Source organism: Paenibacillus foliorum (assembly GCF_013141765.1).
GTDB classification, from domain to species: domain Bacteria; phylum Bacillota; class Bacilli; order Paenibacillales; family NBRC-103111; genus Paenibacillus_S; species Paenibacillus_S foliorum.
In genome coordinates this window covers 52,560-76,516 of the sequence record NZ_WHOD01000016.1, presented here as the reverse complement: position 1 = coordinate 76,516, position 23,957 = coordinate 52,560, and the positions used below count along the sequence as shown (strand labels likewise).

The window sequence follows — 23,957 nt, the reverse complement described above, 5'->3', positions numbered from 1 at the left end:
CAGAATTTCGTCATTTGGCCACACCAAATGGCAGTAGGCTACCTCGGCCTACCGACAAATCGGAATTATGCAAAATGCTCATAATAAATATGCTTGAGTAAGCACACCTCCCATACCATAGCCGTATAATTTTGTTTGCTAAATCTGAACCCAATTGTATCTTGTCATCGATCATCTTACATAAAGTTGAAATGAAGACAAAATTAAACCTTCATGAAGGGTCATGAAGGTTTAATCAAGATTATTGATCGGATATATTCGAACCCGGCGACATGCTCCGACAACGACTGAGCTGTGCGAACGACTCGTGATACGGCACGATAGCGGAATGGTCCTGTCCGCATTGCCGTACCCACGTCGTACGGATCGGATGGAGCAGCAGAACGTCGTCTTGACGCGTCCCTTCTGCAAGCAGCATCGATAACCGGGCGAAATAATCGTTGAACGTGCGGTAATCATCCCACCACGACTGCTGATAAAACAAGGACGGAGGATAGTCGCGCTTACGCAGCCCTTTTAGCGCATAGCCCTGCAAATGCTGGCACATCAGGTCAATGCCGTGCACGAACTGCCATTCCCCGATTTTTTTCAAATCCTGAAAGGTGACATTCCAGCCGGAGCAGCCGAAGCTTTCGGTGATGGCTTGTTTCTTCCCGAGCTGCCGAATCACGGAGCTGACTCGCTTCGGAACGAGAGGCAATAAAAGTTACTTTAAATCCTACTCTACATTACCATCGGTCTTTCCTTCTATGGCCAGGAAAACCGGCGGAATGCCATTCGCCAGATCTGTCGGGAATGAGATCATGTTCTTGTCAATTTCGGGAATGGGATCAAGTTCTTGTCATTTAGTTTTGACAAGAACTTGATCCCATAAAATTAAAAAGCCGCGATTTACGCGATAATTAATGAGATAATGTTCTTGTCACCCGACATCAATCATCAACAATCAATCAATAATAATCAATTATCATTTCAATCTTGTTGTTGTTGTTGTCTAATGACACAAATGTGCCTACAGTGACTTCTAAGTTGGCAATTTTACAACCCTACTGCTTAAATCGGGAGAGACGACAAGACTCTAGTTCGCATCTTGATTCTCGATTGATTATTTCACTTGCAGCTAGACGCGCAATTAGCGGAGCCAGAGTAATGGCAGAATGCATCACCGTCACATAAAGACCCTTCATCTGATTATGAAAGCCTACAATCGGATAGCCGTCCTCTGGCATTGGTCTCAACCCAACTTTAATGCTTTCCAGCTCCAATTGCTCTCCACCCTTCAGGCTACGACGCAGCGTCTCGAAGGCACGTGTGCCCACTGCCTCTGGTCCATTTTCCTCCGAATCATCCATATAATCTTCCGCAGCTAGCAATGAATGATCAGTTAGCTGACGCGCTTCAAACTGCGCATTCGAGATTAATGTGTGTATTAGTCTACTCGAGGTCTTCATCCGAATCAGAATGGAAGGTGACGGCGTTACTGGTACGGAGCAACCGAACGAATTGCAAATTTCGGATACGCCTGTACCCGCGGCCAATACCACAACATCCGACTCCATAAACCCCTTGGATGTATGTAAGCCTATTAAGCGGGAATTTTCTTGCTGCAGTTGTGTAACGTTGGTATCAAACTGTACCTTTGCTCCGTATTCCTGTGCTTTTCTTAACAATAGTTCCGTTAATCCTATCGGATCTACTGCTCCTTCTTCATTGGCAAACATCGCATCATTCGGATACTCCTTCAGATTCGGTTCCAATGCCTCAATCTGCTCTCGGTTTAATTTTTGAAGGTGGATTTGCTCATTTAGGTTCGAATCGCCCCACGTTAATGCTCCGTGCCATTGAATTTGTAATTCGGATAGCTCTTGCTGCAGTGAAAGGTATTCTTCTGAAGCGTTGTCATACAAATGTCTGTACTGGGGAGCCACCCAATGTGTTGTATGAATCCAGGCAAATGATTTTTCTGTAACTTCACGCGCTGCGGTAGGGTGTCGTTCAATAACTGTTACATCCTGATTTCGTTTTGCTAGTTGATAGGCCATACAGGCTCCGACAATTCCTGCTCCTATAATTACTACTTTTTGTTTTTCCAGCAGTGACTCCCCCTTTTTCATCCTATTGTAACATAAGCATTGTACCTCTATTAATAGAGTAGACACAAAGAATCGAGAGGTTCGTTGCCGAAGTAGGGCTGCCCGGCATGACGATGTTATCGAAAGTAATATTGTTGATCATCGTGGAGTTGTTGTACCCTTTAAGCTTGCTCGGGGTTACACCTTTTTCGCGAACTCTGATGTTCTTCACATTCAAGAAGTTGATCGGACCTCCTCCAAAGCCGTCAGAATTCTGAACATAGTAATTATGAATAAACCAATCACGTACATACAGTGATTGGTTTATTTTTTTCAATACTTGATATTTTACACAAGATCGTAATAAGCGAATCAAATGCGATCAGTAACCGCTTTGCATTAACGGGTTAGGATAGTGATAAATTTCAAGGAATCTGGAATATACTGTTAATACTTAGAGGCATTATGCACTGCGTACCGAGTAAACTCTAAATGCTACTTACCCGCAGTCTGGAGACGAAATCAATAAAAAAATATACATTTGTTTGCCTATTATTGCTTTCTCGGCCTGGACTTAATTCCGCCATTCCTGATCACTCTACGATCAGTCAAAACCGCCAACCTGTGGCAGCATATCGTAGTAGGCATGAGACGTGTACTGGCTCCCTTGATCGCTGTGAACGATCAAGTGGTCCAACACGCGGTATTGTGTAATATCAGTCACCCTCATTTCTGGTTTGGCTTATGAAGGCCATTTTGTGAAAGAGTTTAGCAATGGCAAAGTCGAAAGAATTGAAGAACAGGTTGGAAACGACTCTTGCAGGTGGAAACGTCATTCGCCAAATAAGCGATGCAAAAAGTCGAGATATAGCCGAAGTTCAAAGGCGTATTGAAGATTATATCCGTTTTTATAATGAAGAACGAATCCAGGCGACGGTACTCAACCGGAGTCAGCTTGTTTAGTTTCTTAGACTCGGTGTAAGTGTTAATATTGATCCTGAAGCCTTAGCACGTGGAATTGATAATGAAAATCCAGAACGGCGTAAAGTATCTGCTGGGAAAGAAGTCGCAAAAGGAAGATGAAACTAAGAAGTTCCCGACTGGATTCGGTAAAACAACGTTGTTAAATATAGTTGGAGGACTTGACCGACGATCGGCTCGCCATGAATGAACTGACGCTGGAATGTTAGCACGTCCCCGTATGGCGTCCCAATTAATTGTCGGATGACATCGATGCATCCACCGAGAAGACGTCCGCACATGTGTGCGTCGGTGCCTAACGCCGTCAAGCCATACAGTCGGCTCTGTTAGATGGAAAACGAAAGGCGAAGGATGCTCGTGATCCCATGCCTTCTGATACAATTTTGATGAAAGCTGTTGAACGGATGAGCCTGCTCGTGTCGCCAAAACGGTCTCCCACATCGCCGTCGTTTTGTCAGCATATGTCCCCGCGTATCGATCAAATTAGTGCCATGCGCTGTCGCGATTCCGGTTACAATCGTAACGGCCAGCAGTAGTACGCTCGTATCTTAGTAGCCCAGAATCCACTTGGGTTGAATGTGGGGGTATTCGATCCTATCTACAATCTAAATCAACAATTCTCCACCCCATGGAGGGAAGATCAGGCCGATTCCCTCATCCTGCAGTAAGGCGCTAAGCTCAGCGGCCCTTACGGTGGCAAGAGCCGACTTCGCCTTCCTCTGAGTCCATACCGTCTCACCACAAGCAACCAGGTAGCCCTTCTCCTCTAAACGGACGATTGCCTTCTTGACTAATTTGTGCAAAGTCATCACAAAATAAGCAAAATCAACTCATTGAAAACATTACCGTTAATCATATTGTTGTAGGTGTAGACATTGCTCAGGAGGCTCATGTTGCTAGAGCCGTTAACTTCCGTGGTGTCGCTCTCGGTAATCCTTTAGTGTTTAGTAATGACGAAGATGGATTCAAATCCCTCGACCGTTGGATTCGTGACTTGTTAGCTTCATATAAGCTATCTCAGATAATCGTTGGTATGGAACCGACTGGCCATTACTGGCTAAACTTTGCCTGGTGGCTTAAAAACAAGGGAATTGAAGCCGTACTTGTTAATCCTCATCTAGTTAAAAAGAATAAAGAAAACCGCGACAATACACGCTCTAAAAGTGACAAAAAAGATGCATTAGTTATTCCCGACATGGTGAAAAACGGCTACTATTCCCCTGTCCGTTTCCACTCCTCTGAGTACGAGGAACTGCAAGTACTAATGGCTAACCGAGAATCAGTCGTTAAACGACTTGTGAGTACCGTTAACCAGATCCACCGCTGGGTCGATATTGTCTTCTCTGAACTGAGACAAGTTTTTAAGATCTTAACTTGCAAGGGGGCATTGTTAACCCTTCGACTTTTTCCGCTCCCGGCTGAGCTATGTAAACTAAGTCCTGACGATGTAATTAAAGGATGGCAGAAATCAATGAAGCGGCATTCTGGTGTGCGTAGAGCTCATCTACTCATCGATCTTGCCAAACAAACTGTTGGATCTAAGCAGGCAACACATGCTTACAAACTCCATCTAGAGCAACTCCTTGAGGAGCATGACTTAGCCACTAAACAACTGCAGAGGATCGAAAAAGAAGCCAAGGACGTTGTTGAACGTATCCCCTATTCAGGCAAAGTCCTTGCCATTACTGGAATAAGTGCAATTGCTCTAGCTGGTGTTTTAGGAGAGTCTGGAGATCTTAGAGGTTATGCGCACGGGAACGTTCTACTCCGTCACGCTGGCCTTAATTTGACCGAAGCAAGCTCGGGTAAATGGAAGGGACAAATGACGCTTAGTAAACGTGGACGTCCACGCCTGCGTCACTTTCTCTACTTAATTACGATGTGCATGGTCATGAGTAACCAAGAATTTAAAGCCTTACACCACTACAATGTTCAGGTGAAAAAGCTAAAAAAGATGAAATCTATTATGAAGTTATGTGGAAAGTTAGCTCGACTCTTAGTCGGAATGGCTCGAAGTAATGAAGTCTACAACCCTACTAAAATCTTTACATTGGCAGCTTAAAAACGAATCCTGACCTCACGTAAGTTGGCGTATTCGCAGGATGACAAAGAAAGCACGGAGTATCGGGAAATGTTGAAGAAAAGGGCTCCGACCCATTCCGTTAGAAAGACCGACCTCCACCCCATTAGATAGATGTGACGAAGGAATGATAGGGCGCTTGACCCGTTGAGACGTGGGAGTGAAAATTGCTAAGGGCACCGTGGAGAATACGTGCAGCATTTGGAATGAATTGAGTGATTCAACTCCACCTCTGTTCCCGCATGCCTTTTTAACGACACGTCCTAATATATCTCGCTATCTTTCATTCATCATCGAAACCTAAAGGATGAAATCCTGCGAATACACGAGCTTACGTGAGCAAATTAAATCATATCGAGGGAGCGTAATAAATCCACCCTCAAGTGCTGGATTTTTTTTATCACCCTGGTACGCCCAATCAATTACTTTCCATCTCTCGATCAGCGATCAAACGGTAGTTTCTAGTTACTGCTAATGTCTTACTCCCGTTCAAATAATATTCATCTCCAGCTCTCCACGTGTGACTCTTTTTGTTTTTTCTGCGCATATATACATAATTAAAAGGCGATGCGGCGTATGTTTTGTAACCTTTGTTCTTGCAATCCGTCAAAAAGGTAACATCCTCTCCTATGGAACGATCCGAAAAGCGGACCTTATTTAACACTCGTCTTCTAAATAAAATCGTACCTCCCTGCACAAAGTCCACGTATTTATTTTTTTCCTCGGGCGTCCTGATAATAAGCTTCTTGGTAGCCGTAAGGTACACAAGACAAGCATGCTTTCCGACAACATCACTTTTCGTGCGTCTGAGCGCTTTAACCTGCTCCTTTAAGTAAAACGGCGAGTAGTAGTCATCATCATCAAACTTAGCGATTAACTGGAACCTGGATTTGATGATTCCACAGTTTAAACATTGCCCTAATGATATTTTTTGGGGTACCTTATATACCGCGACATTGTCATAGGTCCGAGTTTTGTCTCTAAATTGTTTCAGATTCATACTGTCGTTATTAAGAATGATGATTAATTCTTTATTTCTGTATTGCTGATTTCTATAATTTTTTAAAATATTATCAAAAAATTCAGGTCGATTGGTGCATGTGATAATAGAAACCCCGCCATTAGCCGTTGCTCTATCCAAATTGTCACCCCTTTCGTATCAGTCTTTCAACATATGAAATTGACTAAACAACGGTGTCGGCTATACGCATGTGGAATCTCTCGGATCAATATAAACTAACCTAACCATATGATTTGAGGAAAACCAGGTTGCATGTACAAGTATAGTTTGATATTAGTGGGGATAAATGTTCATAGCGCTTCAATCGAACTAACCTGCCCGTTACTTCAACGAGGCTGCCGATTCATGCCGGCAGCCTCGTCCTGGTTTCTTATTGAACAAACGTTCTCCGTTTGAGTTACTTACTCCACACTATCCCCATTGATAAAAATCTAAAACAAAAACTTTAGATCCAACATCAAAATAAATCTGCTCCCATTCAAATTCATCTTCACCTTTAGGAGGATTCGTTGTTAGTTGATATACCCTGACATTTGAACCTAAAAAAAGTGGCCTAAGCATTGTTATTAGTTGCTCTGAAACTCTGTTATACATTTTGTCATTTTCCATTGATACAACTTTACCATCCGTATAGTGTATCTCACCTAAGACAATGTTTCTCATCTTAAACATTGAAAAGAACCAATATGTGCAGACAGCAAATAAGCTATCTTCCCATGATTCCAATTCATCTAAACCGACAATCTCAACATACTTATGATCTGAAAGATCGCTGTTTTTATTAAACTCTCGTACAGCCTCGTTGATGTTTACATTCAGTTCAACAAACTTGTATTGGTGACCATAACAATTTCCAAGAAGAGTGTTTATGTTACTCAATGCTTCAAGATAGCCATTAATCCTAATTAATTCACTATTCATAATTAAGTTCCCTTTCTTAGTACGGCTATAATAATCTATTCTCTTAGATGTGCAATTGTAAGAAAAGTTCTGCTAAATAGAGTCAATTTAATAAATTCCATTGAGTTATCCTGCCCGTCCCTCGGTTTTAGGGGTTTATCTCACGTATACTCATTCATACGCAGGATTTCATCACCCGGAAGATAACGATTGCTTGGAAAACAAACTCATTTGGTTAAGTGGCCTCCAAGGCCCTTAATGGATCTTAACTGATTCGCCATAGGAATCTCGCTAAGCAGTGATGTCGATACCTACAACAAGATGAGATGTGCTAATTCGTTCAATTCGTTGATTTTGACCTTCTGTTTGTTTAAACTTCATAGTAAGAGCGCCTCCTTGATGGTGTTGGGTTTCGAACCCGTGGACAAACCCATCATACCGAGGCGCTCCTTTTTTGACAAAGACGATTTCTTAACCTTAACAGGAATGTTTAGCATAATGAAGGCAACCGACCTTTAATGGGTAAGCTACCTAAAATATAAAATTAATACTTAGGCTTCCGCACAGTCAATTAGGTATTAACCCACGTAACATGAAGTACGATTGAATTAATAATGATGAATACCAATTTTAAAGGGAGTGGAAATCAATGATGTTTATACCACAATCTCAGGTGTCCATGAGACAACCACAATATCCCCCACCTGCATTCATCCCCCAAAAACCTGATGTATCATATGTAGTTGATTGTTTATATCAAAACACATATGTTTGGCTCCTAAATGGAGACAATTTCTGGTTTTATCCAACTCGTGTAGAGTACGGTGAAGTTTCAGGTTATAGGTGGAATGGAGCATTTTGGATGTTTTATGGCATTGATCCAAGATTTATTGATTCTGTAGCGTGCCCCCCTATTCCTACCCTTTACTGAAGACGAGAATTATATATGTAATTACCTCTCATTATTATTTAATTTTTGCACGACCTCCTCCTGATAATGGGAAAAGGCAGCCGATCTAATCTTGCATCGGCTGCCTTCCTTGTGTTGATTGAACTAACGTTCCTCGTTAGCTTAGCTCAACTTTATTTGAATCACAGATGAACAGTTAGATTTTCCAATGTTAACTCCCATTTTCCTTTGCAAAAATCAATTATATGAATACTAGTATTTGAGGCTGGGAAAAACTTGTTCTTATTCGTCCACTCTATGCCTTTTAATATATGATAAATGATATTTATTACACCGCCATGAGTTACAACTACTACGCTTTCATTATTGTTTATGTTAATATGTTCATTACATATACCATTGAAAGTTTCTTCTATACGCTTAAAATTTTCAATTGGACTCTCACCACCAGGGTATTTTTCATCCATCCGTAAACTTGAAAAATATAAACCTGGATATTTTTCATTTGCAATATCGTTTGGCATCCCTGCCAACACTCCATTGTTTGTTTCTCGCCAACTTTCTGAACTTGTAACTGATATGCTAAGTTTTGTCCAACTATACTAGCCGTTTCGAAAGCCCTTTTCAAATCGCTACTGATTATTCGTTTAATATTATATAAATGATTGTTTTCAAAAAGATAGTGTCCCAGTTTTTCAGATTGTTGTATTCCTTCGTCAATAAGTCCTCTTTCACTCCATCCACCACGATACCCATCTTCATCTCTACCATGTCTAACGAGATAGATTGCCATTGTTTCCTCCTCATTGAACTTCTCATTCAGCATAACTGCCCGTTAGCTTAATAACTCCCTGCATTTTCAAACCTGATATTACCCCAAATTCCGCCATGAGCGGCGATTTTTCTTCCGTGGAACAATGATAAAAAACGGCTCTGTTCGCATCAAAAGCGAAAGAACCGTTCTTCGTGTTTCTCCGGATTTCTCGAAATAGATAGGCATGTCACTGAAAAAGTGATCTGGACATCTTTACAAAATATAGGGATTTGTACATATGTCCGACTTCAGTAGGGGGTATCGCCAACATTTTAACGAAAATATACGCTAAGGACTGTTCAACAGTTAAAAAACCGGTTTTTCCTACTCTAAGGAATCCGGCTTTTTGTTTGTTAAATGAGTTACTATTTAGGAATCTCTATTGTAGAATTAACCAACGCTTATGGGGCCCTGCCAACAATATGCGGATTTTGTACGCTAAGCATTAATTGACAGAAAAATAGGTGGTATCCTGTATGCTAAGGTATGTTATAACAGCCACTACATTAAAGGTAGTAGTTTACGTGATGGCATTTTCCAATACATGCTAAACAATTGGTTTTGTTGCATGTGGTTTTATCTAATGTTCGTTGAAAAGCTTTGCAGCGTTTCTAATTTTACGCATAAATATACCCGTTCTGTCCATTCGTACTTTTGATTAAAACACAAATGACCCGCAGGAGGGGCACTTTTTTAAAGTGTCCTTCTTACGGGTTACCGTTCAGAGTTGAGGTTTTTGTAAACAGCTTCTAAAGTATTGATTTGCCAACCTCATTCGCATTGACTTGTTATTTCTTTCATGGTGTTTCAGTTTTGTGTTCAATGATTGGTAATAATTTTGGTTCAATATTTTTTAACATTTGTTCCTTTGAACGATTGTTTTTAGGAACTACTCCATTTTGTTCAGCTTCCATTTGTTTTTCAACCTGTGTATTTGCAATCACCTCATACACTTGTTGTTTGGAGATATTTTTAGATGCTGCAATATCCGCAACAGATTTACCTTTTGCTAATTCTTGTTTTAATTCTGTCGGACTAATTTTAAGTAAAGAAAACAGTTTATCATCGTTTAAAATGGAATCATAAGAATAATCAGGCTTACCATTTCTAGTGAATAAACCTTCTACTTTAATGTTTGAAGGTGCAGGTTCACCTCCTACCCGAGTAAGATTAATTGAATTGTCATGAACAAATACCTGGTAGAACGGTTTTTCTGATCCCTTTATGATGTAATTCAACATCAATACTTTTTGATTTGGGTTCTCCATTTGTTCCATAGCAAACTCGTACTCTTTGACGTTACCATACATTTTATCAATGAGATTATCTACCTTCGCCTTGATTTCCTGATTGGTTAAAGTAATGAGTGGCTTCACCTTAGGCTCCCAATTCTCTTGATCCACGTGTTCAATCTCACCCGTACCAGCATTTATATGAAGGGTAATCTTTTTACCGGTTCCTCCTTTTTCCTGCAGGATGATGCTTGTTTGGTTCACTTTCATTTTGGTTAAATCAGTGGAGTCTATCGGTTTGAATACATCACCTTGAACGTTGCTTGCATCGATAATCTCAAACGATTTTGTTTCGGGAAATGCGCTATATAGTTTCTCAAGTGTTGCTTTCCCAACCTCATCCACCTTGACTTGTTCAGCAGTCATTGGTGTTCTAGTAAGCATTTCAATCAAGGGAGGGGCCGCAAATGCTGCGGTTGGAATCAAAATCGCAGCAGCAACGATTCCACCAATCAATCTTTTTTTCATGGTTACTTCGCTCCTTTTTCGTTGCAAATATTGAGAATAGGATTGTTCGATTCGTTTGGAAATTGCCGGAGGGCACTCCATCGTTTCTGCCTCTTTGTGCAGATGTTCACGGATTTTGCTTTCTATAGGCATTGATCTTTTCCATCCTTTCCGGGGGGAGATTCCATACATTTTTTCGAAGCGCCTGGAGGCCAGCATGATATCTGGACTTGACTGTACCCACTGGAACATCGAGCAATGTCGCGATTTCCTCAAGGGTATAGTCGTGAAAAAAGCGGAGGATAATCACCGTTCGCTGTTTGTCGGTCAGTTTTTGGATTGACTGCGATATCATTTGGTTCGTCCCATCCATCAACACAGTAGGTTGATCCCAATGAGACTCTTCCCGAGAGAAGGCACGGATGCGTTCAAAAATTCGGAATCTCCGCCAGCTCTTGACCCGAAATCTCTGCACTTGACGGATTACCAAGCCGTGTAGCCAGAAGTGGAAAGGACAGTTCGAATCGTAGTTAGCAAGTGAGGTCCACATTTGCATATAGATCTCATTCATGACATCTTCCCGATCTTGCTTATGATCCACCAGAAAGGAGACTGTCCGGTAGACGTCCTGAAAGGTGGCATCATACATCGTATGAAACGCCTGTTGATCACCATCTTTCATTTTTGTAAGTAATTGGTACATATATTCACTTTGCATTCAGAGGGCCCTCCTGGGTAAGCAGCTTACACACTATATTGTCTCTATTTCAAAAAAAGGTTCGGTTCTTTATTTATTTATTTTTTTTGCAAACGGCTGAGTGTCGGCGGCCATCGATCAGGAATACAACCAGGAGTGCAATGACCCGTATGGCAGCAAATTAGGGCCTTTATGTTTGTACGTTGGACATCATCACAAAATAATGGTTTTTGTAAATCTCAAATGATGTTAGTTTAACTCCTTTGGAATCTATGCGTTCGCCGGTTCCCGATGCCCAGGCACGTGTCCATGTAGTATCCTTGCATATACCCGTGATGATGATACCCATCGTGATATCCATGGTGGTACATAGGATGATGCATAGGGTGGGTCCCATGATGATGTGTATGCATTTGGTGTTGTTGAGGATAATAATCTCCTCCCAAATCTCAGTTAGCAATAACAACGTATGTGTGAAGGAGCAATGGGGATGATTGCCTAATCTATATGGGCTGGATAAACGGGCACTAGCGGAAGAAGGAGCGTCGCCTTACTGATCAAGGAGGACGGATAAGTGTAGTGAGAGTGAAACGAAGCAACACGGCTACATATGCACGAAATAAAGATGTACCGCCAACATGTTGACGGTACCCTTATTACTTTATTTTAATTTGGATCGAAGTAAAGCATGTAGTTCAGCAGAGAAATAACCACTAAGGAAAGTTATGATCACTACTAATTGAATATAGAAAGTGTCTTTAGGTGTTAAACTTAGCGCTATGAAAAAGTCAGAAAGCCAAAATAAACTAAAAATAAGAATAATTGCGAATATCCATAAAGGAAACGTAAGTATCAAGCGCGTCTTTTATGATTTCTTTTCGGAGTTCATATTGCCTCCTCAGTAATTATCCTAAACAGTAGGTTGCCCAAGTAGCAGGCCAAAAGTAAGTTTTGAATGTTCCCTTGTTCCTCGCTTGACCAAGATAAATACTTCCAACGAGACAAGCAAATTATCTGTCATGTTAGTCTCTTTAATCAATAGTTTAGAGATTTATTTTTTTTTAATAATTTATGAATACTCGACGGCTGTAAGCCGGCTTGAATTAGCAATTTAATATTGAAACCTGATTTCCCGTAGCTTAAACGATACCAATAATAATTTATATATTCTATCACGGAAAAAACATAAATTAACATACCTACAATTAGGTCTCTTTTATTCTGTGCGATCATTATCAATAAAATAATTACTAACACAGCTAGAATAAGATTCATACTTCTAAGCACAATCAGGGTTTTCAGCATTAAAAATGGTTTCTGTTTACCTGTTGAATAAGATCTAAATACCCAATACAAAACACCTTGAAATAATATAAACACTAGGAATGATAGCGCAAGCAAGCTCGCAACTCCTAAATCTAAATAAATTTTATATACAACCAAAAAAGAAAAAGCGGCTGTTAACTCACCCAACGCAAGATTCAATAGGTGTTTTCTTAGTTTTCTCATAAACCTCCATTTTAAAGCACATCAACAGTTTTGTTTAACTATCGTTCACCATTAGTTTAGCTTTTTACAAATTAACTCGCTAGTTTTACTTCAATTTTCTCAATCCACAGGCAATCCTTTTATAGCCACTGATTTGCGGCTTATATAACCGCAAATTATGCTTAATTACCGATTAAAGTTTTCTTACTTTGAAAACGAAGGACAGGGGAAACATTTTCGCATTGAAAGCAGAATGATATTTCTGTTCAATTTTACTCTCACTTTCAAGGGTTTGTTTATCAGTTTCTTCTATCATTTCCTCAATAAATAATCCAGCTTTAGATAAAGCGTTAATATACGTCGAAATTTTCCTTTTGCTGAGTGAAACATCAAAGTCGAATTTTTCATACGTAAAAAGAGTTTCATCGTAATAAGAGCTTTTAACTACAAGTTTATCTTTTTCAATTTCCATACATCTCATAACAGGGTGATCCCAGCTAAATATAAAAATACCATCCTTTTTTAAATAGGATGCGATTAAATCAAATGTTTTTTGTAAATCGGTAGTCCAGCCGATTGCATATATTGAATAAACAATATCAAAATAACCATTTGGTAAACCTGGATTCTCTTCCATGGACTGTTGAATAAATGTGCTTCATATCCACAATCTTTTAAATAACGGCTTGTATTTTCAATTTGCTGTGTTGACATATCAAGTCCCCATAGTTCTGATGCATTATGGTCACCAAGATATTTAAGAGAGTGCCCACTTCCACAACCAATGTCAAGTACTTTTTTACCAGACACATCACCAAACAAATGTAAATCTTCTTCGGATGGCATCAAGCATCCGAGTGTTGGGAGTGCAGTTACACCGACCCATTTGTTAGCAGTATTATCCCAAAACTTTTTATTTTGTTCTAAAACCCCTTTATTATCAAGAGTGTTTTTTCTTGAATTTAATAATATATTGCTCACTCCTTAATTCTTAGTTTCGAATGTTAACTATCGTAAAATATAATATTTTATTTTACAAACCTCAAAAACGCACGTTCGCTATTTTGCGTAGATTTACACATTCGCATTACAATGCCTATATTTGGTATTTTCAGAAAATAATAACTCTGTTTATCTCTAAAAACCTTAGATTTCCTCATCTTTCCTCTGTTAATATATTGAGCTAAACTGCCCGTTAGACTAACAAAGGCTGCCGAACATCATGGCAGCCTAGTCGTGGTGTCGTTTATTACGCTATCTTTCACCATTAGTTAAATAAATTGGTTGTCTGTTTTTATTGAGTTTCTTCGTCGCTTTTGTACTCCAAAATATCACCTGGCTGACAATCCAAAGTCTTACATATCGCTTCTAATGTTGAAAAACGAACCGCTTTTGCTTTCCCATTTTTCATAATAGAAATATTTGCCATAGTAATTCCAACTCTCTCCGAAAGCTCCGTTACGCTCATTTTCCGTTTTGCCAACATCACATCAATATTAATAATAATTGCCATATCCTCACCTCAGACCGTCAAATCATTTTCTGATTTTATGTTAATCGCTTCTTGTAGAAGCCGTTGGAGGATAGCAGCAAAAACGGCGATAACCAACGAAGCAAAAATGATGATGAGTCCCAATAATCCAATAGGAGGGTCAACTTTCATCGCTATAAAACGAAAGAGTGGCAAGCCTAATACATACAATCCACTGATTGTAATCGCACAGCACTTTATGTTCTTTAACGCCTTTACAGATAATTCCGAGAACGCTGTGTTCTTGTCAATGTACCGTAAAAGATTGATAGCCTGATAGAGAGCAAAGTAAAACGGCACAGCCGCTCCATACATCACGATGAAAACGAGATATTTCATTGGGGCAATATTTGGATACAATTCTGCTGCGAAATTCGCCATATGGGGCACTAAAAATATACATAAAGCAAGAACCGGTAGTCCTATAATAACAACAGCTATTTTTAAAAACAATGTTGTGACTTTTCTCAAAATAAACACCTCACATTTTTGTTTCATTTTTTTCTAGGAAATTTTTAATTGGTTTTTGAAGAACACTTACAAAAGCTGCAACGGTACTTGTCACTAAAATACCTATTAGACTTAGTGATATTGGACCTGCTGCATCGTCACCTGTAACTTTAGCAAGCACCATTAAGCTTACTATCCCTAGCACAATTAAGAAAATGACTGCAAAAGTACATTTCTTTATAACCTTCAAAGATTTAAGGGATAATTCAGAGAAAGCATTGTTCTTTTCGATGTAGGTTAATAGTTTATATGCTTGATACAACGCAACAGAAAACGCAATACAGAATCCGTATGCACATACTAAAAAGGGGATTAGGAAGTAAGCCGTAACTGGATGTACCCTTGCATCTCTAACGGCTATCTCAGGCAACCAGATACACAAAGCAAGCACTGCAATTCCAGCCAGAAAAATAATTACCTTTAAGAAAGTGGTTGAACCTCGGTTAACATTCATTTAAAACACCTCACTTATTTAATGACAACATGATTTTAGCACGTGATATATCGTTTTACAATATATTCGTATTGTTTTTCATTACATTATTATTGTTATTTTAATATCCTTTTAATTTTGACAAAAATAAAAAGCATTTCTCATTACAAAGAAATGCTCTTACTTTAAAATGTTAAATTTACAACTTGTTCAACAAAACTGCCCGTTAACGCGCCCTTTTAATCTTGTCGGCAATCGGATTATGTTCTTGTCACAAATCGGCAATCGGATCAAGTTCTTGACATTGCCGATTGACAAGAACTTGATCCGATTAATTTAAAAGCCCGCGATTTACGCGGACTTGATTCGGACTATGTTCTTGTCATCCGACATCAATGTCTTAACGACACAAATCTTCCTACATTATCAAATTTCCGTTACCGTATACCAGCACCTCCGAGCTTTTTATCAAATTCCACGATTCTTTGAAAAAGAATATCGGGTTTGAGTGATATCTCTAGAATGTCATTCCTCATTCGTAAGTAATTATAAATTCAGATGTTCTTCATTTACTTGGTCAAAGGCTGGTAAGTTCATATGTTTAAAAATATTTCCAACATATATTGAAATATTATGACACTGTACATATTCTCTAACTATATTAGAGTTAAGAAGTCCACTTAATTAATATGCTGGTTCAGGGGCTTCAAAGTCCTGGTCAGGCTTCAGTGAGGTCCCAACAAACACGGTTCTTCCGAAAGTTGTATGCCACTAAATTTATAAGCAGAATCGTCTGTACCATAACCAAATGTTCCGATAAATATTGAATTTCCTGATTCATCATAACTAAAATTCAATTTATATCTTCCACTATCAGGTTTATCACCTATTTTATGGAGATCATTCCAATGTCCGCTAAGATTGCCCTCAGAAGATAATGCATGGCCATACATTGTACCAGTTGGAGCCCAATTATAATGACCCATATATTCATCAACTCCTTCTGCATAGTTATACTCTGAATGAAACCTCAACGTGCCCACTTTTCTATTCCCAACGGTCACTGCCCAAACACCGCATGGATTTGGCAAATGTTTTGTCTTCATATAGTAACCAAATAAAGTTTTCATAGTGTTGATCCATCTTTCCGCGTCTGCTGCATCCATCTTACCTTTTAAACACGTTTCAATTTCACCCCATTGTGCAGGAGATGAATACCAGCAAGTTAATATAGTATCTTTATATTTTGCCCAACCCGTGGCCACCATAGCAGCTAACAGAAATGCTCCGAAACCCAAAAAAACTGTTACCGCCGGTATCGTTGTTGCCCACGCTATTGCCGCTTTTAAAAATGTTGATGCTTCTGCCGCCGGTAACATTGCCCCTGGTGGTGTCAGTAACCCCATTCTATAAGGATATAGTTGCTCCCGTAAGTGTGGATGATAAGCATACTGCTGATAAATTAGCGGTAGATGATACACATGCGGGTTTAGATAACGATATCCGTTATATTGATAAGTGTATGGATATGGTTGTAACGTATAGCAGACTGAATCATAGTATGGCAAGTGGTGATTGCTAATTTGCTTATACATTGGGGCCACTTGCTGGTTGTCATTGGTCATATTCTACTCCCTCCTATTCTTGTACGTGCAGATGATAATAGACTATGCCTAATCCGGAAAATATGAGCCTGTATGCTGATGCTGAACAGTGATTGGTTTCATTAAAATTTGCTATTTTAATCAGCTCTATAGGACGTATACATAAAGATATACGTTGGATTTGTTTTAAATCCGCTAATGTTCTTCCCTCTATATTATTTGCACATACAATGCAATATCAATAGAAAAGGAGGAACTGACATGTCATTTCGTAATCAAGCACAAAAAATGATTGGTAAGTCTGTACAAGTACAATTGACTAGTGGCAGAACATTAACGGGCAAATTAACTTCAGTTGGAACAGATTTTATGATTATGCGTGTGAGAATCGGCCGGAGAATCCGCAGGATTAATATTCGTTTAGCTGAAATTCTATTTCTTTTCTTAATAGCTGGTTTATAAAAACTCAGGTAGTCTAAATTTCATTTAAACTACTTGGGCTGTACCAATTCCGGAAAATTGTATGTTAAGTTTAAAATTAATGCTAACAAGCCGGATTCCTGTCGCTTAGGAATGCCGGCTTTCGTCTAAAATAACTAAAGGTACTTAACCATTCTCTTTGTACCATGGGTTTAAATGGACCATTACTTCTTCAACATCGGGATGCTGATTCATGATCGCTTCTTTAATGTGTCGGGAAATATCATGTCCGTTCTGAATGGTTAATTCTGCCTGAACACCGACTCTCACATCGATGATAATGTAATGTCCGTGGTCTCTTGCGCGAATTCGGTCAATTCGTTTAACTTCTGGAACCGATTGGACCAAGTTGATAAATGCATTCAATTTTTCCGAATCGACGTTCTTTTCCATCAAAACGCCAACCGATGCCTTTCCCATATGAACAGCAAGCTTTAGCACAAAAAAAGCGACTACGATTCCTGCAATCGGATCTCCGTAAGACAATAAAGTAATATCATAGTAATCTCCAACCATGGCTAAACCGATCCCGATTACTGCTGCAATCGAAGCATATACATCTGCAAGATGATCATAGGCCGTTGCGATCAAACCATTACTTTTCGTTTTTTTCCCGATAGACATCGTATATACATAAAGCACTTGCTTCAAAATCAAAGAAAACGCTGCAGCGACTAAAGCTATAACGCTTGCATTATGTGGAGGTTCAAAAAGTACCTTTATGGAATGGTACCCCATATAGATTGCAGCCAGCCCCAAAATAATGGCCACAATACCTGCTCCCACAATTTCTGCTTTTCCGTGTCCGTAAGGATGATCTTCATCCGGAGGCTGCTTAGATACACGCATGGAGCTAAGTGCCGCACCGGTAGCAACCACATCTCCCGCATTGTGAACGCCGTCAGCAATCAATACTGGACTGTTAAATAATAAACCAACAGAAAATTTGATAAAGGTTAAAACGATGTTACTGATTAAACTGATCCAAATTGCAAAAGCTGACTGTTTATTTTCTCTGCTCATAACGTATTCCCCCTACTAGAATTATTGCCCAAAGAACTGTTGCACAACCGCTTGATTCCCGGTCAGGGACGAGTTATTAAGCTACCTGAATCGTTCGCCCGTTTTTTTCTTGTGGTTGTTTCGAAGGTGATCGGGAAATGCCAAGCCTTTCAGCGACCATGCCGCTGACGAAATCCCACTGGGAGCTCTCATACATAATATTCGGACGAAAGTAGCAGCGTATGCACTTCGACATCACCCGCTCATGTAAGGCAAAGTCCTTACGGAACAAAATAAACAGCTCCTGAGCACACTCAGTAAGCGCCACTGCCTCCCTCCCGGCTAGTGAATGCCCGGAATGAACGATTAATTGCAGCTTCTCGTCCACAAATGCATAGCAATCGAACAATTCTTTGTTTGTCGGCAACAGTACGGCCGCTACGTCGAGATTGCCGCACTCCACCTCAGACTCCAGCTTCTTGGATCCTTCTTCCACGATGTGAACCGACAATCCCTGGTATCGTTAATGAAATTTCCTTATCACGGACGGGAAGAAGTTCGATCCGATCATGGGAGGCAGTCCGATTCGAACGTGGCCTTTCTTGTAATTCTTAATTCCGCTCAATTCCAACGACAAGTTCTGGAATGACAATGCGATGCCTTGGGCTTGCTCATAAACAACGTGGCCGGCATCTGTAAGCTCAATTTTTTTCCTTTTCGGAAGAAAAGCTCGACGCCAAGCTTTTCTTCCAAATTCTTGATCGTCTAGCTTATCGTCGGCCGAGTAATGTGCAGAGTCGCAGCAGCCTTCGTGAAGCTGCCGCAGTGGACAATTTCGATAACGCACTGTAATTGATGAATGTCCATATCGGAGCTCCTTACATAGCTAAATGGAATGAATTGCATTCAATATATTCATTTTACCTATGGATGAGAGTATTGTTTATTTTTTTCATAACATTCTTTTGGAGGTGATTCCCAATGCGCGATGCTGCTTCCGGCTGTGCTTGAATTCACCTGTAAAAGCGCAATCACCCGCATGGCGACGATCGGACGCCTCCTTCGTCCGGATCTATCAATGTCTACATCTAAGTGTTTGGGATTTCGACAACTTATTATGATACCTGACTAAATTAAAAATGGACGTACTAAAGGAAGAAATTGCTTCCTAAGTACGTCCATTGCACTATTGTTGCTAAGCATCCATTTCCCTTATCCTTTCAAGCCCGTTGTAGCAAGTCCCTGAACCAAATATTTTTGAAAAAACAAAAATACGAGCAGCTGCGGAACAATCGACAGTACGGACATGGCGAACAGTGGACCCCACTGTGACATCGAGGACGGGTCTGCAAACATTCGCAGACCGAGCGAAACGGTAAAGAGCTTCGTTTGATTCAAGTAAATGAGCGGACCGAGGAAATCATCCCACGACCAATAGAAGGAAAAGATCGCCACCGTCGCCAAAGCCGGAGCCATCAACGGAAGCATCATATGCCAAAACACCCCGAAGGTTGAGCAGCCGTCGATCACTGCCGACTCATCCAGCTCCTTGGGAATACCCCTAATGAATTGAATGAGCAGGAAGATGAAAAACGGAGTTCCACCTACAAATGCGGGAACGATCAGTGGCAGGAACGTATTCACCCAATCCAGCTTGTGAAACAAAATATATTGGGGAATTAGCGTGACTTGAGCAGGCAGCATGATCGCCATCAACAGCAAAGCAAACAGCAGCTTGCGCAGCTTAAACTGCAGACGCGCAAAACCGAAGGCTACCAGACTCGAGGAAACAAGTGTCCCGACAACAATCGCTGATGTCACGATTAAGGAATTCTGAAAGAACAGTCCAAAATGGAAGTTCCCAAAGCCTGCCCATCCTTTCACATAGTTATCCCATCTAAAGCTTGAAGGAAGCAACGATGAGGCATTCTGGAAAATTTCCGCTTCCGGCTTCACTGAGCTTGAAATCGCCCACAGGATCGGATAAACCATGAATATCCCCAGCAGCACAACACCTGTATGAAATAAAAAGGTACGTATCATGCTGTTCATCTTACTTCCCTCCTTCGGTCTCATAATGCACCCATGAGGAAGAGGATTTGAAAATCAATGCTGTAAACAGGCCTACAATGAGCAGCAGCACCCAGGCCATCGCCGACGCATAACCCATGTGGAAGTGCGTAAATGCTGTTTCGTACAAATATACCGCATAAAATAAAGTTGAATCCATCGGTCCGCCACTTGTAATTAAAAAGCTTTGGGTGAAGGTCATAAAGCCTCCTATCGTCTGCATCACCAGATTAAAAAATATGATAGGCGTCAGCATGGGCAATGTAACACGGAAAAAGCGCATGACCGCTCCGGCTCCGTCCATTTTGGCAGCCTCATACAATTCAGTCGGAATCTGCTTAAGTCCAGCCAAAAAAATAAGCATCGGCGAGCCAAATTGCCATACCACGAGCAGAATCAACGTCCATAAAGCAAAGTCGGGACCTGCAATCCAGCTCATGCCTTTAATCCCGATTAAGCCAAGAAGTGAATTAACTGCTCCCTTGGAGCCAAATAACTGCTTCCACATTACGGCAACCGCGACACTTCCGCCAAGAATCGAAGGAATGTAATACAAGGTGCGATACACGGTAACCCCTTTTCGATTCACGTTAAAAATCATCGCCACCAGCAGGGCAAACATCAATTTAAGCGGAACCGATACAAGCACGAACAACAGGGTCACCTTGAGTGCAGTAAGGAAACGCTTATCACTGGTGAACATCTCGATATAATTATCCAGGCCAATCCATTTGGGGTTAGACAGCATGTCATATTGCGTAAAGGAGAAATACAAAGAGGCCAGCATCGGGCCGATAATGAATACGATAAAGCCTATGAGCCACGGTGAAATAAAAGCATAACCAATGATCGTTTTTTTCCATTCCCGTATAGCCGCAAGCTTATTCACCCCGATAGAATGGCGGTCTGTTGCTACTGTCTGGCGCATCGCGAATCGCCCCCTATATGAAGATGAGCCGTCCGATGCCGAACGGCTGTTGTTTGCTTAATTTGAAATAATCATAATAGAACAACTGCTAATTACTTTGCGCTTTTGGCTAGAATTTGCTCAGCATCCTTACGGAATTGCTTCGCGCCTTCCTCTGGAGTCAGCTTGCCAAAGTTGATCTGCTCCTGCAGCTTGCCGAGCAGCGTTCTGATTTCATTATCACCTGCAGGAGATGGCGCTTCACTTTCACGAGCATACTTTTGTGCGACTTCCACATAGGAGAACATCTGCTTGGAGGTATCTGGAAGTTTCGCGGAAACCGATTTACGGATTTCAGAGGAGATCGGAATTCCCCGTTCTGCCGCCAAAATATCGTTGCCTTCAGCATCATTGGTGAAAAAATCTATCAGCTTCGCTGCGGCTTCCGGGCTTTTCGAATGACTGGTGATCGCGAATGACATCGCTGCCTTCAGGAAGTGCCCTTCCTTTCCGCCGGGGTGTGTAGGGTAAACGGTCATTTTCAAGGGACGCTTGGAGGCCGCCACCAAGGCGACAATCTGGTTGCTTTGAACCGGCTGAATCGCTGCTTTACCGTGCACAAGAAGTGAGTTTTCCAGCTGTTTAAATTCAGATTGAATCTCTGGCCCTGGTGCCAAACCTTCCTTCATCAGCTTCTGCCAATACGTATAGTATTCAACAAATACCTTATCGTCCGGGTAGGCGAGCTTTTTCCCATCTTCTGAGTAAAACATCGTTCCATTCTGTCTGACAAAATGCTTGAATCCATCATAACCGTTATCAAGAGTAATCCCGTAAAAATCTTTGCCCAGCTTGGCTTTCATTTTACGCAAAGTATTGGCCAGATCTTCATACGTATAGCCCGGCTTTAATTCTTCGACACCCGCTTTCTCGAACAAAGCCGGATCGTAGACCATTGTCATCGTATTGGTACCCAGATTGACGCCCCACAGCTTGCCATTCACCTTATCCGGTAAATAGTTGGCATCGACATTTTTAAGATTTATCGTTCCCTTGTCTACATATGGATTCAAATCGACAAGCAATTTACGGGATACGTACTCGTTAATGACGCCCTCATGAATTTGCATCAGATCCGGCAAGTTGCCTCCGGCAGCCTGTGTATTGACTTTATTCCAGTAATCATCAAACCCGATAAATTCAGATTGCACCTCAATGTTCGGATTTTTTTTCATGAACAAATCGATCGCTTTTAGCGTTTTATCGTTCCGGTCCTGAGAACCCCACCAGGCAACACGAATTTTGGCCTTGGCTGCAGGATCTGTCTTGGGAGCATCTGCCTTGGGCGCATCTGCTTTGGGAGCCATGGTATTGTTACCGCTGTTGGCTCCCGAGCTACACCCTACAACTCCCCCTGCCAATATTATCATGGACATCATTGCTACCATACTTCGCTTCATATTCAAACCTCCCTTTTCCTGTGTACATTATGATTTGCGTATCAAGATAGCGCTTACGTAACGTTCGTGAACAACAAAGCCGTTTAATTCTCCTTACATTATGGTTATATAAGAACCCTCGCATGTGCAGTCGCCGCTTGCCTTGTACAGGACATGACGCGAAGGGCTCGTGCGCCGCAATGACCATCGATCTCGAAAGGTCGATCCTCTCGCAAAGCATCGACAAAGGATTGATGCACATTCGGAAGTGCACCGCCACCAGATAGTGTGTGTGGAAATGTTGATTCCGACAGGGTCCCTGCCATATAGGTAAGCTGACCATCTGTATAGCTGTCTTGGAGTTGCATCGTCAGCTGCCCACGATCCAGCACATATCGGGCCCAGCCTGCTGTTCCGTTGATCTCCAGCACGTATAAGGGAGTATCCGTGTGAACAAACGAGCTGTAGGTCGTTTCAAGGACCGCTGTTACCCCTCCGGCTAAACCGTATATCGCCGTTGTCACATCATCGCCTTTCATCGGGGCATGCAAGGTATTGGAGTACGCTTGCACCCATTCGATATCGCTATGCAGCCAGGCAAATAGATCAATCATATGGACCCCAAGCAAATCCAGAGCTCCTGAAGCATCCTCCATTCGCCATTGACCCTCCTGAATGTGAAACCCGTTGGAAGAAATCATCCTGCCCCGCAGTGAAATCATTTCACCAAAATTTCCTTGCCGGATCAACCGCCTTATCTGTTGAATACCCGGATCACCTCGAAAGCACATATAGATGCCCAACTGACGTCCGCAGCGAATGGATGCATCCACCATTCTCCGTGCGGCATCTATGGTGTCTGCCATCGGCTTTTGACATAAAACATGCTTGCCGGATTCCAGACAAGCTATTGTTACAGCCTCGTGAAAACGATTGGGCACGGCAATATCCACCCAATCCACTTCCGGATCGGACCATACGGATTCAGGATCGTCAGTCCAATACGGGATACCGAATTGCTCAGCTGCGGCTTGTGCTTTATGGATATCAGGATCACACAGCCATTTGAGTCTGGAGCCATTCACCGCTTGATGTGCAGGAAGGTGAAGAGCCTTGGCAATACCACCGATACCGATCAATGCAGCCATCAGCACCGTCATTCTGTTAACCTCCTTTTAGAAAGCTATGAGCCTGTTAGTTCATACAGCAAGGCTCTTAAGCGTTCAGGCGATTCCATTGCCCCCACGGCATGTACGCGCTTGCAAATTACATTTCATTC

The 23,957-nt window shown here is 41.3% G+C and carries 27 protein-coding genes and 1 pseudogene; 5 read left to right on the top strand and 23 right to left on the bottom strand.

Annotation, left to right across the window (positions count from 1 at the left end):
- Nucleotides 1-241 precede the first annotated feature (241 nt).
- The 3 genes from GC093_RS04875 to GC093_RS35440 form a co-directional block, all read right to left on the bottom strand.
- Nucleotides 242-700 (bottom strand): hypothetical protein, encoded by a 459-nt coding sequence (locus tag GC093_RS04875; RefSeq protein WP_171650743.1) that lies wholly within the window; start codon nucleotides 698-700, stop codon nucleotides 242-244.
- Nucleotides 701-1,046: 346 nt separating this feature from the next.
- Complete coding sequence (locus GC093_RS04870) at nucleotides 1,047-2,114, bottom strand: NAD(P)/FAD-dependent oxidoreductase (RefSeq protein ID WP_246313474.1); 1,068 nt, start codon at nucleotides 2,112-2,114, stop codon at nucleotides 1,047-1,049.
- Between the two features lies 1 nt (nucleotide 2,115).
- Nucleotides 2,116-2,448 (bottom strand): hypothetical protein, encoded by a 333-nt coding sequence (locus tag GC093_RS35440; RefSeq protein WP_216624503.1) that lies wholly within the window; start codon nucleotides 2,446-2,448, stop codon nucleotides 2,116-2,118.
- A gap of 398 nt (nucleotides 2,449-2,846) precedes the next feature.
- Between GC093_RS35440 and GC093_RS04860 the strand changes: the two genes are divergently transcribed.
- Both GC093_RS04860 and GC093_RS35710 read left to right on the top strand, forming a co-directional pair.
- Nucleotides 2,847-3,035 carry an IS3 family transposase gene (locus GC093_RS04860; RefSeq protein ID WP_171650741.1) on the top strand — a complete coding sequence of 63 codons (189 nt, stop codon included), beginning with the start codon at nucleotides 2,847-2,849 and terminating at the stop codon, nucleotides 3,033-3,035.
- Nucleotides 3,036-3,096: 61 nt separating this feature from the next.
- Nucleotides 3,097-3,243, top strand: a complete 147-nt coding sequence (locus GC093_RS35710) for a hypothetical protein (protein WP_246313521.1) — start codon at nucleotides 3,097-3,099, stop codon at nucleotides 3,241-3,243.
- A 415-nt stretch (nucleotides 3,244-3,658) separates the two neighbouring features.
- Here GC093_RS35710 and GC093_RS36575 read toward each other — a convergent pair whose 3' ends face one another.
- Nucleotides 3,659-3,856: an LD-carboxypeptidase gene (locus GC093_RS36575; protein WP_312886460.1), complete on the bottom strand. Its 198-nt coding sequence runs from the start codon at nucleotides 3,854-3,856 to the stop codon at nucleotides 3,659-3,661.
- On the opposite strand from GC093_RS36575, the gene GC093_RS04850 reads away from it, so the two are divergent.
- Nucleotides 3,847-5,115, top strand: a complete 1,269-nt coding sequence (locus tag GC093_RS04850) for an IS110 family RNA-guided transposase (protein WP_171650771.1) — start codon at nucleotides 3,847-3,849, stop codon at nucleotides 5,113-5,115. The genes GC093_RS36575 and GC093_RS04850 overlap by 10 nt on opposite strands.
- A 436-nt stretch (nucleotides 5,116-5,551) precedes the next feature.
- Here GC093_RS04850 and GC093_RS04845 read toward each other — a convergent pair whose 3' ends face one another.
- From GC093_RS04845 to GC093_RS04800, 11 genes and pseudogenes are all read right to left on the bottom strand, one after another.
- Nucleotides 5,552-6,274 (bottom strand): glycosyltransferase family 2 protein, encoded by a 723-nt coding sequence (locus GC093_RS04845; protein ID WP_171650740.1) that lies wholly within the window; start codon nucleotides 6,272-6,274, stop codon nucleotides 5,552-5,554.
- A 291-nt stretch (nucleotides 6,275-6,565) separates the two neighbouring features.
- Nucleotides 6,566-7,075: a hypothetical protein gene (locus tag GC093_RS04840; RefSeq protein ID WP_171650739.1), complete on the bottom strand. Its 510-nt coding sequence runs from the start codon at nucleotides 7,073-7,075 to the stop codon at nucleotides 6,566-6,568.
- Nucleotides 7,076-8,146: 1,071 nt separating this feature from the next.
- A pseudogene (locus GC093_RS04835) lies at nucleotides 8,147-8,757 on the bottom strand (histidine phosphatase family protein).
- An 818-nt stretch (nucleotides 8,758-9,575) separates the two neighbouring features.
- Nucleotides 9,576-10,670 carry a hypothetical protein gene (locus GC093_RS04830; RefSeq protein ID WP_171650738.1) on the bottom strand — a complete coding sequence of 365 codons (1,095 nt, stop codon included), beginning with the start codon at nucleotides 10,668-10,670 and terminating at the stop codon, nucleotides 9,576-9,578.
- Entirely contained in the window at nucleotides 10,645-11,235 is a 591-nt protein-coding gene (locus tag GC093_RS04825; RefSeq protein WP_171650737.1) for a sigma-70 family RNA polymerase sigma factor, read from the bottom strand. The genes GC093_RS04830 and GC093_RS04825 overlap by 26 nt, the downstream gene beginning before the upstream one ends.
- A gap of 1,014 nt (nucleotides 11,236-12,249) precedes the next feature.
- Nucleotides 12,250-12,723 carry a hypothetical protein gene (locus tag GC093_RS04820; protein ID WP_171650736.1) on the bottom strand — a complete coding sequence of 158 codons (474 nt, stop codon included), beginning with the start codon at nucleotides 12,721-12,723 and terminating at the stop codon, nucleotides 12,250-12,252.
- A gap of 172 nt (nucleotides 12,724-12,895) precedes the next feature.
- Nucleotides 12,896-13,339, bottom strand: coding sequence for a class I SAM-dependent methyltransferase (locus GC093_RS36570; protein WP_312886459.1), 444 nt, complete (start codon nucleotides 13,337-13,339; stop codon nucleotides 12,896-12,898).
- Nucleotides 13,240-13,683 (bottom strand): class I SAM-dependent methyltransferase, encoded by a 444-nt coding sequence (locus GC093_RS36565; RefSeq protein ID WP_312886458.1) that lies wholly within the window; start codon nucleotides 13,681-13,683, stop codon nucleotides 13,240-13,242. The genes GC093_RS36570 and GC093_RS36565 overlap by 100 nt, the downstream gene beginning before the upstream one ends.
- Nucleotides 13,684-13,996: 313 nt before the next feature.
- Entirely contained in the window at nucleotides 13,997-14,215 is a 219-nt protein-coding gene (locus GC093_RS04810; protein ID WP_171650735.1) for a helix-turn-helix domain-containing protein, read from the bottom strand.
- 9 nt (nucleotides 14,216-14,224) lie between these two features.
- On the bottom strand, nucleotides 14,225-14,614 hold the full coding sequence (locus GC093_RS04805) for a DUF2975 domain-containing protein (protein ID WP_376768630.1): 390 nt from the start codon (nucleotides 14,612-14,614) through the stop codon (nucleotides 14,225-14,227).
- A 100-nt stretch (nucleotides 14,615-14,714) separates the two neighbouring features.
- The gene (locus tag GC093_RS04800) at nucleotides 14,715-15,197 is read right to left on the bottom strand and encodes a DUF2975 domain-containing protein (RefSeq protein ID WP_171650733.1); all 483 of its coding nucleotides are present in this window, start codon (nucleotides 15,195-15,197) and stop codon (nucleotides 14,715-14,717) included.
- A 169-nt stretch (nucleotides 15,198-15,366) separates the two neighbouring features.
- Between GC093_RS04800 and GC093_RS04795 the strand changes: the two genes are divergently transcribed.
- Nucleotides 15,367-15,516: a hypothetical protein gene (locus GC093_RS04795; protein WP_171650732.1), complete on the top strand. Its 150-nt coding sequence runs from the start codon at nucleotides 15,367-15,369 to the stop codon at nucleotides 15,514-15,516.
- A gap of 385 nt (nucleotides 15,517-15,901) precedes the next feature.
- Here the strand turns inward: GC093_RS04795 and GC093_RS04790 are convergent, their stop codons facing one another.
- Nucleotides 15,902-16,801 (bottom strand): hypothetical protein, encoded by a 900-nt coding sequence (locus tag GC093_RS04790; RefSeq protein WP_171650731.1) that lies wholly within the window; start codon nucleotides 16,799-16,801, stop codon nucleotides 15,902-15,904.
- A gap of 240 nt (nucleotides 16,802-17,041) precedes the next feature.
- Here GC093_RS04790 and GC093_RS04785 point away from each other — a divergent pair, with 240 nt between their 5' ends.
- Complete coding sequence (locus tag GC093_RS04785; protein WP_171650730.1) at nucleotides 17,042-17,242, top strand: hypothetical protein; 201 nt, start codon at nucleotides 17,042-17,044, stop codon at nucleotides 17,240-17,242.
- A gap of 144 nt (nucleotides 17,243-17,386) precedes the next feature.
- On the opposite strand, the gene GC093_RS04780 is transcribed toward GC093_RS04785, so the two are convergent.
- The 7 genes from GC093_RS04780 to GC093_RS04750 form a co-directional block, all read right to left on the bottom strand.
- On the bottom strand, nucleotides 17,387-18,283 hold the full coding sequence (locus tag GC093_RS04780; RefSeq protein ID WP_171650729.1) for a cation diffusion facilitator family transporter: 897 nt from the start codon (nucleotides 18,281-18,283) through the stop codon (nucleotides 17,387-17,389).
- Between the two features lie 76 nt (nucleotides 18,284-18,359).
- Complete coding sequence (locus GC093_RS04775; RefSeq protein ID WP_171650728.1) at nucleotides 18,360-18,773, bottom strand: LysR substrate-binding domain-containing protein; 414 nt, start codon at nucleotides 18,771-18,773, stop codon at nucleotides 18,360-18,362.
- Between the two features lie 254 nt (nucleotides 18,774-19,027).
- Nucleotides 19,028-19,129, bottom strand: a complete 102-nt coding sequence (locus GC093_RS04770) for a LysR family transcriptional regulator (RefSeq protein ID WP_171650727.1) — start codon at nucleotides 19,127-19,129, stop codon at nucleotides 19,028-19,030.
- Between the two features lie 345 nt (nucleotides 19,130-19,474).
- Nucleotides 19,475-20,314 carry a carbohydrate ABC transporter permease gene (locus tag GC093_RS04765; RefSeq protein ID WP_246313472.1) on the bottom strand — a complete coding sequence of 280 codons (840 nt, stop codon included), beginning with the start codon at nucleotides 20,312-20,314 and terminating at the stop codon, nucleotides 19,475-19,477.
- A gap of 1 nt (nucleotide 20,315) precedes the next feature.
- The gene (locus GC093_RS04760) at nucleotides 20,316-21,260 is read right to left on the bottom strand and encodes a carbohydrate ABC transporter permease (protein WP_171650725.1); all 945 of its coding nucleotides are present in this window, start codon (nucleotides 21,258-21,260) and stop codon (nucleotides 20,316-20,318) included.
- A 92-nt stretch (nucleotides 21,261-21,352) separates the two neighbouring features.
- A complete protein-coding gene (locus GC093_RS04755; RefSeq protein ID WP_171650724.1) occupies nucleotides 21,353-22,699 on the bottom strand; it encodes an ABC transporter substrate-binding protein in 1,347 nt (448 codons plus the stop codon).
- 104 nt (nucleotides 22,700-22,803) lie between these two features.
- Nucleotides 22,804-23,838: a Gfo/Idh/MocA family protein gene (locus GC093_RS04750; protein ID WP_171650723.1), complete on the bottom strand. Its 1,035-nt coding sequence runs from the start codon at nucleotides 23,836-23,838 to the stop codon at nucleotides 22,804-22,806.
- Nucleotides 23,839-23,957 lie beyond the last annotated feature (119 nt).